The sequence below is a fragment of the Streptomyces sp. NPDC059373 genome, from assembly GCF_042751495.1.
Lineage (GTDB): Bacteria > Actinomycetota > Actinomycetes > Streptomycetales > Streptomycetaceae > Actinacidiphila.
The window spans coordinates 1-9,962 of sequence record NZ_JBHYXC010000084.1; the positions used below are offsets into that span (position 1 = coordinate 1).

Here is a 9,962-nt window from a genome sequence, read left to right on the forward strand (position 1 = left end):
GGTGGCCGGGTTGACCACATCCGTGGTCCGCCCGTCAGCGGCGTCGCGGAATTCTCCGTTGATGTAGTTGCGCAGAGTACGGAGCTCGCTCACTGGGGGATGCCTTCCGTCGCGGGGGAGAGGTGTTCGTGCACGGCCAGCCAGCGGTCACCGCCGTGCCGGGTGAAGACGATCGTCTCCCGTTCCCGCAGGGTCTCGGCGCCGCCCGAACGGGTGGCGACCGTGGTCTCCACGTGATGGCTGAACACCGCCGTGTCGCCGAAGAGCTGGATCAGCGGCTGGGAGGAGGCGCAGCTCAGCACCCGGAAGTCCTCCTCGTCCACCCAGCTCTGCCACAGCTCGCGGTATTCGGCGGTAGAGGCGAGCCGCTGGGCGGTGGTGTGGAAGACGAATGTCGCGTCCGGGGCGAATGCGGCGAAGTAGTCGTCGAGCCGGCTCTCGGCGAAGGCCGCGACGAGGCTGTCCGCGGCGGCCCGGACCTCGTCCGTACCGGGGACGGTAGCGATGTCGGTCATGTCTGGCTCCATTTCACTTGGCGGCAGTCAGCGCGTCGGCGGGCGCGTCGGTGGCCGGGCCGACGATCGGTGGCACCTCGGCGTCGGAGGCGCGGACCAGGCGCGGGCCGGCCGGGCCGAAGACTCCGCGGGGCTCGGGGAAGGCGGTGAGCAGAGCCAGGTAGAGGGCCGCCGCGAGGGCGAGGGCGACGGGCAGGGAGATGTCCGCGCCGCCGGCGAGGTTGCCCAGCGGACCGACGAACTGGCCGGGCAGATTGGTGAAGAGCAGCGCCACGGCGGCGGAGACCAGCCAGGCGCCCATGCCGCGCCAGTTCCAGCCGTGGGCGAACCAGTAACGCCCACCGGTCTGGCGCCGGTTGAAGACCTGAAGCGCCTCCGGGTCGTACCAGCCGCGACGGGTCACATAGCCCAGGGTCATGACGACCATCCAGGGCGCGGTGCAGGTGATGATGAGCGTCGCGAAGGTCGAGATGCTCTGCGTCAGGTTGAGCGCGAACCGGCCGAGGAAGATGAAGCCGATCGACAGGGTGCCGATGAAGAAGGTCGCCTGTACGCGGTTGAAGCGCGGGAAGACGCTGGAGAAGTCCAGCCCCGTGCCGTACAGCGAGGTGGTCCCGGTGGACAGGCCGCCGATCAGCGCGATCAGGCAGACCGGCAGGAAGTACCACCCGGGGGAGATGGCCAGCAGGCCGCCGACGTAGTTGGGCGCGGCCGGGTCGACGTACTTGGAGGCCTTCGCCGCGATGATCGACGCGGTGCCCAGGCCGAACAGGAACGGCAGGAGCGTGGCGAGCTGGGCGAGGAAGGCCGCGCCCATCACCCGGTGGCGCGGTGTCTGGGCGGGGATGTAGCGGGACCAGTCGCCGAGGAAGGCGCCGAAGGAGATCGGGTTGGAGAGCACGATCAGCGCGGCGCCGATGAACGACGGCCAGAACAGCGGGTCGGAGGTCGAGGCGAAGGTGCCCGGGTAGCTGAGGTCGAAGTCCCCGGCGAAGGCGAAGGCGCCCAGCACGAACAGCACCGACGCGGCGGCGACCGCGATCTTGTTGACCAGCAGCATGAAGCGGAAGCCGTACACGCAGACCGCGAGGACCAGGCCGGCGAACAGGGCGTACGCGACGCCGTACGACACACCGGACTCGGAGGTGTGGACGAGCCGGTGGGCGCCGCCGACCAGGGCGTCGCCGGAGGACCAGACCGATATCGAAAAGAAGGCGATCGCGGTCAGCAGCGACAGGAAGGAACCAACGACCCGGCCGTGCACGCCGAGGTGCGCCGAGGACGAGACGGCGTTGTTGCTGCCGTTGACCGGGCCGAACAGGGCCAGCGGCGCCAGGATCAGCGCGCCGACCACCAGGCCGAGCACAGTGGCCGCCAATCCTTGCAGGAAGGACAGGCCGAACAGGATCGGGAAGGCGCCGAGTACGCAGGTGGCGAAGGTGTTGGCACCGCCGAAGGCGAGCCGGAAGAGGTCGAGCGGACTGGCGGTGCGGTCCTCGTCGGGGATTCTCTCGACGCCGTACTGCTCGATTTCGGTGACCGAGGTCGACACGGTTTCTCCTGGGGAGCGGGGAACGGGGGCGGCTGTGCCCGGGGTGGCTGAGCGGCCGGGGTGTGCGTGCGGTGCCCTGGCTCCACGGCCCGGTGGAGTGGAGTCCCGTGATCGACGGGACTGCTCGGCGGGTGAGGGTATCCATCAGTGTGTGCGGTACACACAAAGCATCGCAATTGGCTCTCCCACGAAGAGCTAGGGTGTGTCTTGTGGCCGGACACAAACTCACCGTCGAGGATCTGCTGACCTTCCCCGCCCTCCAGCTGCGGCTGCTGGCGGGCCGGGCCGGGCTGGGGCGATCGGTGTCCTGGGCGCATGTCAGTGAGCTGGACGACCCGACGCCGTGGCTGCTGGGCGCCGAGGTGATCATGACCGCCGGGCTGGCGATCCCCCGGTCGGCGGCCGGACAGCGGGCCTACCTGGAGCGTCTCGACGACGCCGGGGTGTCGGCGCTGGCGGTCTCCGCGCAGCTGCACGTACCGCCCCTGCGCGACGCGATCTTCCATGCCGCCGACGAACGCGGGATGCCGCTGCTGGAGGTGCCGCTCGCGGTGCCCTTCATCGCGGTCGCGCAGGAGGTCGCGGCGGCCGTGCAGGAGGACGCGCGGCAGCGGCTCGGAGCGCAGCTCCAGGTGTTCGGGGCGCTGCGCTGGCTGACCTCCGAGGGGCTGGACAACGCCATGCTGTTCCGGCGCCTGGAGCGCCTGTCCGGCTACGAGGTGTACCTGTGCACCCCGCAGGGCCGCCCGCTGCTCCCCGGCGTGCCGGCGCCCGACCCTTCGGTGCTGCCGGCCTCGGTGGACGCCCCGCCGACGATCCCCGGCGGCTTCGCGGTGCCGGTGCTCGCGCCGGGCGGTGCGGCGGGCTTCCTGGTCGCCTTCGAGCGGGAGGGCGCCCGGCCGGCCGGGCTGGCCGTGGTGCAGCACATCGCGACCGTGGCGGCGCTGCAGCTGGCGATGGTCCGCCATGAGCGCGAGACCCTGCGCCGCGAAGGCGCCGAGACACTCGCCGAGCTGCTCCAGGACGTACTCGATCCGGCGGCCGCCCGGCGGCGGCTGAGCCGGCACGCGATCGAGGGCGAGATCGTCCTGCTGGTGATCAGAGGTGTCGACGACGACACCCTGCTGCGGAGCCTGGACGAGCATCCGCACCTGCTGCTCACCCGCGGCGAAGACCGCTACGTCCTCGGCCGCCCGGAGCTCGGCGGCGCCGTCGCCGCGCTGCCCGGCGTCATCGCGGGCATGAGCCGCCCGTTCTCGCCCGGCGACTCCCTGCGCATCGCCCGGCGGGAGGCCCTCTGGGCGCTGTCCAAGGCCGACGAGTCCGGCCGGCCCCTGGTTGCGTACGGTGACGACGCGACGGGACGGTGGCTGCCGGACGATCCCGCCGTGCTCAACGCGCTCGTCGAGCAGGTCATCGGCGGGGTGCTGCGCTATGACGCGGGCCACGACTCGCGGCTGCTGGTGTCCGTCCGGACCTGGATGGAACGGGACCGGCGCACCGAGGCCGCCGCGGCCGCGCTGCACATCCACCCCAACACGCTCGCCTACCGGCTCCGCCGGTTCTCCGAGCTGACCGGGCGCGACCTGTCCTCGACCGGCGCCTTCGCCGAGGTCTGGCTGGCCCTGCGGGCGGCCGACCGGCTCGGCCTCACCGACACCGACGACCCCCACGCCCCGGGCTAGAAGATCACTGAAGTTGCTGGTGTGGCCGACCCACGACCTCGTTGGCCGACACGGGTGCCCGATGACCGCGCGTGGCCGTCATTCGTGGCCGAGGAGCTCCTCGCGCCGCGTCAGCTCCCACGCACGTTCCGCCTCGATGTCCGGGATGAAGTCCTGCCGCAGGAACGAAGCCCACCGGTCCGCACCGAGTACGCCCAGGCTGGCGATCCGCTGGGTTTCATCGCGCTGCAACCGCGCTGGTGCTGCTCCGCGCAAGTCCGTGGAGGGGTGTTACTTCACGGGCGTCGTGATCCCGGTGCACAGTGGTCTCGGCATGGGTCATTGACGGTACGTCAGATGTGATCGGAGGCGAGGAGTGCCCGGGTCGCTGGGTCCAATGCCTCGAAAATGTGTGGCTGGTCGGCCGGATACGTCACGAAGTCGCCGGGATGAAGCTCCACGGGGTCGTCGGAGGGTCCGACGAGCGCGCGGCCGGAGGCGAGCAGGACATGTTCGACGACACCTGGTGAGTGCGGGTCGGAGATGCGCGGCGTGCCGGGTTCGGACTCGATGCGGTAGAGGTCGCGGCGCGCACCGGGCGGGCAGGCAGACAGCAACGTGGCGCGGTAGTCGGCCTGTGACGAGGCGACGGTCGCCCCCTGGCCCGCCCTGATCACCTGCACCCGGGCCCGTGGTGGGCTCAGGAGCCGGGAGAAGGGCAGGTCGAGGGCCGTGCACAGGGCCCACAGCGTCTCCAGGCTCGGATTTCCACGGCCAGCCTCCAGCTGGGACAGGGTGGATTTCGCCACGCCCGCCCGACGTGCGAGCTCGGTCAGGGAGAGCCCTGCGGCCTCGCGTGCCCGACGCAAGGCGGCCGCGATGGAGTGCAGCGGGGGTTTGGAGGGGGTGTCGGCGTTGTCTGCTCGCGCCATGCGTTCGCTCCAGACATTCATCGTTCGCGTTGACGAACACCTCTGAGGGTGTTCACCATAGCGGTCATGCATTCGTTATGGAAAACGCTCGACCGGGCGCTGCTGCGCGCCATCGCAGTGGTGTGCCTGGCAGTGGGCGTCATCGGCCTCTCGTACGGGGCGATCGCCGTGGCGTCCGGCTTCCCGCTGTGGCTCCCCGTGCTGCTCGGCCTGCTCGTGGTCGCCGCGTCGTCGGAGTTCTTGTTCATCGGGATCATTGCGGCGGGCGGCAGCCCCGTGGCTGCGGTCCTCGCCGGACTGCTGGTCAATGCCCGGCATCTGCCCTTCGGGCTCGCGGTACCTGACGTGCTCGGGCGGGGCGCCTGGCGCTTCCTCGGCACGCACCTGATGAACGACGAAACGGTCGTCTTCGCTCTGGCGCAGAAGGACACCACCCGAGGTCGCGCCGCCTACTGGGCCTGCGGCCTGGGCATCCTGGTGTGCTGGCCGGTCGGCGCCACGATCGGAGGTCTCGTCGGCACCGTCATCGACGACACTGGCGCCTTCGGCCTCGACGCGATGTTCCCGGCGATCCTGCTGGCCCTGATCCTCCCGGCCCTGCGCAAGGACGGGGAGACGCGGCGTGCCGCCCTGGCCGGTGCGGCCATCGCGCTCGCCGCCACCCCCTTCCTGCCCGCCGGCCTTCCCGTGCTGCTCGCGCTGGCCGGACTGTCGCTCACCGTCGTACGAGAGAAGGCCCTGCGATGAATGCCCCTGTGACGCACAGCCCCTTCGCGCTGGCCGTCTCGATCCTCGTGCTCGCCGCGGGCACATACGGATTCCGGCTCGCGGGACCGCTGCTGCGTTCCCGTGTGACCCTTCCGCCGCGCATCGAGCGGCTGATGGAGATGTCGGCGGTCGTCATGCTGGCCTCCCTGGTCGCCACGACGGGGCTGACGGAGGGACATGGTGCGGCCGGAATCGCCCGCCCGGTCGGGGTCGCGGTGGCGGGGCTCCTCGCCTGGCGCAAGGCGCCGTTCCTGGTGGTGGTGCTGGGAGCCGCCGCGGTCACCGCGCTGCTGCGCTTCGCCGGGGTCGGGTGAGGGGGCGTTTCCGCGGTGAGCTCAGGCACAGAGCGCGAGCCAGATCGTCATCCTCTACGCGGACTCGAATCAGCAGCTTCTCCAGTCTGAGTGGTCGGTCGTCCGAGGGAATCTCACCCGGGCAACCCGACCACTCAGGATTTGGGCGACCGCACCGCCATGAGGAGACCGCTTGCCCAGGCCATACGGACGCAGTGGAAGTCCCGGCGAGCATCAAGTGCGCAGAGCAAACGCTCGACTGATGCCTCGTGACTGGGCGGCCAGCCCGGCTGCGGGAACAGGTCGTCGATCAAGTACGTGCCCCCGGGCGCAACGAGGTCAAGCGCCATCTCCAGGTGGGTGAATTTTCCCGGCCAAGTGTCCGCGAAGACCAGATCGAAGGGTTCCCCGTCATACTCCTGCAGCCAATCACCGCCATCACCGGCGACGAAGTCCACTCGCGGATCGGTTGCCAGCTGCTCACGGGCCATCTTCTGCACGCCCTCGTCCAGCTCGACCGTGACCAGGCAGGAGTTGCTGTCCATGCCGCTGAGGAGCCAGGCAGTCCCCTCGCCCACCCCCGTGCCAAGTTCGAGGATGCGGCCACCTGGACAAGCAGCTGCAAGAACGGCAAGCAGGCTCCCGGTACGCTCCTCGCAAGACATGATGAAACCCGCGTCGCGTGCAGCAGCGCGCAGAGCAGGCAACACGGCCGGTACTCGACTCGGTGTGTCGTCCATCCGAAGATCATGCGAGTCAACTCCCAGGCTCGCAAGACCTTTACGGTGCACCGAGAACTCGGCCGCATGCTCGGCCCGCTGCTCGGCGCCGCCCTCGACAACGCCCTGCGGTCCGGCGACGCGGCTCTGACGGGCCCGGTGGCGCGCGGCGACGCGGGCACCGTCGCGCCGGGGTGGATCAGTTGCCAGCGTTCGGCGCCGTCGGCTGGTTTCAGAACCAGAAGTTGTTCAGGATGACGTAATCGGGGTGCCGTCCGTCCAGGTGGGGGCCGGTCACCTCTGGTCGTCCGTCTGGCTCGCGAGGCGTTCCTGGAGTCGGGCGTGACGGAACTGGTAGACCGCACCGGCCTGGCGGAGTACGCCTCTTCGGTGTGCTTCCTGCAGGAACGTCATCAGCCGCCAGGGGAGGCGCCCGGTTGCGCAGAGCCAGAGCCGGGTGGTGAGGAGCCATCCCCAGGCGGAGAGGCCCACCGCGAGGGGGCTTGCCAGCAGCCAGGCCGCTGCCGTGAACCCCTGGCTGGAACTGGGATCGGATGAGGGCAGCAATGGCGTAAGTGCGAGACTGCCGACGATCCCGAACACCATGATGATCACGCCGCGGGTGACGGCGGTGGCCCGGTCCGTCAGCAGGCTGGCGACCGGGCTCGGCGCGCGGGTGACATCGACGGGCGAGTCCAGCAGGCGGTACAGGCAGGACGCCAGCCCGCCCACGATGCCGAGGACGAGTCCCGTGGCCAGCCCGAAGCTCGCCGCGCTGCCGAACAGTTCGCCGGGGGGCGGCGTGAATAGCCACTTCGAGGATGCCGGGGACAGCAGGCGGCTGAAGTCGCTGCCGGGCATCAGAGTCCCGGCGGGGATCCTCACCCACACTTGGTCGTCACCGCGCTTGGTATGGATCTCGATCCGCTCGAAGAACGGTGTGCACGACGCGTCGCCGGAGTAGCACCCCCCTCCGAACTCTTCAATGGTCTCTGCGTTCTTGTCGCCGCTGCCGTCTGTCAGCACAACTCCGTGAACCCGGTTGGGTGTGCGGAGGTACCTGTGGCCGTCCGCGAGTCGGCCGTAGCCCCAGCCGTCCGGGGCGGTGGCATACCTGGCGCCATCCGGTAGCCGACGCACGATGCTCCTCGCGGGGAAGTCGCCCTGGGCCGCGGAACGGACCCCGAGCACAGCCGCGTCGGCGATGCCGAAAGCGATGCCGAATACCAGGCCCGCCAGCAGACCGAAAACCAGCCTGCGGAGCAGGGACCGGCCGGATCCCCAGCCCGGACGCGCCCACCGTTGGCGCGTGCGCGAGTGCCCCGTGTGCGTCACTGCGCCGGAATTGCTGCGCACCGCTGCCGCCACGAGGAGACCGGCTACGGCGGCAGCGACGCCGGGCACCTTGAGGGAGGCCGAAAAGGCGTAAAAGGCGGGGAGAGCGAACGCCATGGCGGCTGCGAGCAGAACAGCCGTGCCACCCACCACCCGGCTCACAGCGGATCGGGGGCTTTGCATGGCACGCAAGGGGACCGTCGATGGCCGGGGTTGAAACTCGATGCCGATGGCCGCGAGCACCACAGCGCTGGCCATGCCACCCACCACCCCCCAGACAGCCCATCCAGCGGCCCCACGCCCACCCGGTGCCGGGTTGAAACCGGCCCACCCATCGAAGCTGATGCTCTGGGCAAATCCGAGCGCGATGCCGAGAAGCACCGTGCCCGCGATGCCGAGTATGGCCCGGCGCATCCGCGGACGGCGACCCATGCCTCTGCGGGCGACCAGAAGCTCGTAACCGACGCAGACCCCCAGCACGAACCCCGCAACCCAGCACGGGATCTCAGGGTTGACGGCTGAGGTCAGCCACAGCAGGCTCACCGCTATCGCTGGCGCGCCGACACACAGGATCGGCCCATACCGACGCAGCGGCGACGGCAGGGCGGAGGGCAGCTCCCACCACTCCAGGTCGCGGGTGTGCCGGTGTTCCAGGTGGTGGGCCAGGAAGCCGAGCCAGCGCCGGGCGTCCTCACCACTCCAGCGCGCCTGCCCGGCGCCGGCGTCGCCGGCGCGGTCCTGCGCGAAGGCCGCTGGCACGAACGCGTCGAGCAGATGCTGCTCCAGGTCGGCGGTGGAAGCGAAACGGGGACCGAGTAATTCCCGGGGATCGGCATCGGCGTCGTCGTACACACTGCGGGCCATCGCCACGATCAGCGGTATGGACAGCACCTTGCGAAGCCGCGACCCGGCGGGATCGTCCGGGTGCCGGCGCACGTGGGAGAGAGCCTCGTCCCAAAGCGTCGAACGGCGTCCACTGGCCCCCCGGACAGGGCGTGCGGTGCGCACCAGGTAGGCGGCTGCCTCCTCGAAGTCCAGGGGACGCAGCTCGACCACGGCGGCGGAGGTGAAGGCGTCCCCGGATTCCACGGCCCGCTCGTATGTCTGGGTACGGCACGTGAGCAGGAAGGGGCTGCCTGCGTCCAGTTCCGCGTTCAGCCGCCGGATGGCGTGGCCCTGCAGCAGCTCCGGCATTTCGTCGAGACCGTCCAGGACCGGAAGTATGCGTCCGGAGTCCAGGAGCTCGCGCGCCCGGGTGACGCCCCTCGCATCCCTGGCCGCCAGCGCCGGGTACTCGTCAGCCAGCCGCCCCGTCAGCCACACGTATAAGGGTTCGCGATCGGCCTGCCAGTTCGACGGGTAAAAGATCACCGGCACCGGCTCTCCGGGCTGACGGCGCGCCAGCGCGTCCAGCACGAAGCGCAAGGCCAGAACGCTCTTGCCACTACCCGGCCCGCCCAGCACGGCCAGGCGCCCCGACGGCACGCGCCCGTGAGCTTCAACGATGTGATCAAGCCGGCCCGGCAGGTCGAACGGCTCACCACCGATGTTCTCCCGATGGTCGGAGAGCCATGCCTCGGCGGCGCCCCACCGCACCTGCAGCGGTTCGGGGTCCTGAAGCCGTCGCAGCCGCCATTCCGACTGCCACTGCTCCCGCACCACCTCGGCCAGCTGCTCGGCGGCCCGGTCCAGGCGTTCGGCCGACGCGGGCTGCGTGCCGCTCTCTGGCGGACCGCTCTTGAGAAGGTTCACGGCCAGACCGGTCACCGACAGGACGAAGCCGAAGACGGTCGTCACCGTCGTGGTTGTGTGGTCCTGGTTCGCTATCGCCACCGCGAGCACCGCCCCGATCAGCGCGATCGCGCCCACCCAGACACCGAGCCGCCAGAATCGCATCACGATCTCTCCCCGTAGCCCGCAGCAGGAGGATACGCGCCCCCAGTAGAACCTGTATGACGAATGGTCAGCTGACGAGCCGAAACCAGTCCACACGCCGAGGCCCTTGCGGAAACCACACCCACCGCTCGTTCTGTAGCAGCCGCCGGCGATCCCGAAGCGGGCGGCGGCGAACAGGCCGTTTCGCAACCCCCGGGACAGGGCTTCGGCAAAGTCGCGTGGAGTCCGATTCGTGATCACGTGTGCTGCACGCTCGTTGCCGCAGGTCTGTGCGCGCCTGGCCGTCGG

At 70.1% G+C, this 9,962-nt stretch carries 9 protein-coding genes and 1 pseudogene; 4 read left to right on the top strand and 6 right to left on the bottom strand.

Annotated elements, in window-relative coordinates; all coding sequences use genetic code 11:
• Positions 1 to 89 precede the first annotated feature (89 nt).
• Together ACFXJ5_RS40765 and ACFXJ5_RS40770 are read right to left on the bottom strand one after the other, a co-directional pair.
• Positions 90 to 515, bottom strand: a complete 426-nt coding sequence (locus tag ACFXJ5_RS40765) for a YybH family protein (protein ID WP_384643472.1) — start codon at positions 513 to 515, stop codon at positions 90 to 92.
• A 13-nt stretch (positions 516 to 528) separates the two neighbouring features.
• Positions 529 to 2,067, bottom strand: coding sequence for a purine-cytosine permease family protein (locus tag ACFXJ5_RS40770; protein WP_384643475.1), 1,539 nt, complete (start codon positions 2,065 to 2,067; stop codon positions 529 to 531).
• A 209-nt stretch (positions 2,068 to 2,276) separates the two neighbouring features.
• Between ACFXJ5_RS40770 and ACFXJ5_RS40775 the strand changes: the two genes are divergently transcribed.
• The gene (locus tag ACFXJ5_RS40775; RefSeq protein WP_384643478.1) at positions 2,277 to 3,752 is read left to right on the top strand and encodes a PucR family transcriptional regulator; all 1,476 of its coding nucleotides are present in this window, start codon (positions 2,277 to 2,279) and stop codon (positions 3,750 to 3,752) included.
• Positions 3,753 to 3,830: 78 nt separating this feature from the next.
• Here the strand turns inward: ACFXJ5_RS40775 and ACFXJ5_RS40780 are convergent, their stop codons facing one another.
• Both ACFXJ5_RS40780 and ACFXJ5_RS40785 read right to left on the bottom strand, forming a co-directional pair.
• Positions 3,831 to 3,983, bottom strand: coding sequence for a hypothetical protein (locus ACFXJ5_RS40780; RefSeq protein ID WP_384643481.1), 153 nt, complete (start codon positions 3,981 to 3,983; stop codon positions 3,831 to 3,833).
• A 101-nt stretch (positions 3,984 to 4,084) separates the two neighbouring features.
• Positions 4,085 to 4,663 (bottom strand): helix-turn-helix domain-containing protein, encoded by a 579-nt coding sequence (locus ACFXJ5_RS40785; protein ID WP_384643484.1) that lies wholly within the window; start codon positions 4,661 to 4,663, stop codon positions 4,085 to 4,087.
• 66 nt (positions 4,664 to 4,729) lie between these two features.
• Between ACFXJ5_RS40785 and ACFXJ5_RS40790 the strand changes: the two genes are divergently transcribed.
• Positions 4,730 to 5,410 (top strand): AzlC family ABC transporter permease, encoded by a 681-nt coding sequence (locus ACFXJ5_RS40790; RefSeq protein ID WP_384643486.1) that lies wholly within the window; start codon positions 4,730 to 4,732, stop codon positions 5,408 to 5,410.
• Positions 5,407 to 5,745, top strand: coding sequence for an AzlD domain-containing protein (locus ACFXJ5_RS40795; protein WP_384643489.1), 339 nt, complete (start codon positions 5,407 to 5,409; stop codon positions 5,743 to 5,745). The genes ACFXJ5_RS40790 and ACFXJ5_RS40795 overlap by 4 nt, the downstream gene beginning before the upstream one ends.
• Before the next feature lie 134 nt (positions 5,746 to 5,879).
• On the opposite strand, the gene ACFXJ5_RS40800 is transcribed toward ACFXJ5_RS40795, so the two are convergent.
• On the bottom strand, positions 5,880 to 6,464 hold the full coding sequence (locus tag ACFXJ5_RS40800; RefSeq protein WP_384643492.1) for an O-methyltransferase: 585 nt from the start codon (positions 6,462 to 6,464) through the stop codon (positions 5,880 to 5,882).
• A gap of 9 nt (positions 6,465 to 6,473) precedes the next feature.
• Here ACFXJ5_RS40800 and ACFXJ5_RS40805 point away from each other — a divergent pair.
• Positions 6,474 to 6,671: pseudogene (locus ACFXJ5_RS40805) on the top strand (DUF2520 domain-containing protein); the annotation flags it as partial.
• Between the two features lie 66 nt (positions 6,672 to 6,737).
• Here the strand turns inward: ACFXJ5_RS40805 and ACFXJ5_RS40810 are convergent.
• A complete protein-coding gene (locus tag ACFXJ5_RS40810) occupies positions 6,738 to 9,674 on the bottom strand; it encodes an NACHT domain-containing protein (protein WP_384643498.1) in 2,937 nt (978 codons plus the stop codon).
• Positions 9,675 to 9,962: the final 288 nt, after the last annotated feature.

Bases quoted from the DNA above. Each gene is read 5' to 3' on its own strand.
- ACFXJ5_RS40795 (WP_384643489.1), top strand. From the start codon at position 5,407: ATGAATGCCCCTGTGACGCACAGCCCCTTCGCGCTGGCCGTCTCGATC.
- ACFXJ5_RS40790 (WP_384643486.1), top strand. From the start codon at position 4,730: ATGCATTCGTTATGGAAAACGCTCGACCGGGCGCTGCTGCGCGCCATC.
- ACFXJ5_RS40785 (WP_384643484.1), bottom strand. From the start codon at position 4,663: ATGGCGCGAGCAGACAACGCCGACACCCCCTCCAAACCCCCGCTGCAC.
- ACFXJ5_RS40800 (WP_384643492.1), bottom strand. From the start codon at position 6,464: ATGGACGACACACCGAGTCGAGTACCGGCCGTGTTGCCTGCTCTGCGC.
- ACFXJ5_RS40810 (WP_384643498.1), bottom strand. From the start codon at position 9,674: ATGCGATTCTGGCGGCTCGGTGTCTGGGTGGGCGCGATCGCGCTGATC.
- ACFXJ5_RS40765 (WP_384643472.1), bottom strand. From the start codon at position 515: ATGACCGACATCGCTACCGTCCCCGGTACGGACGAGGTCCGGGCCGCC.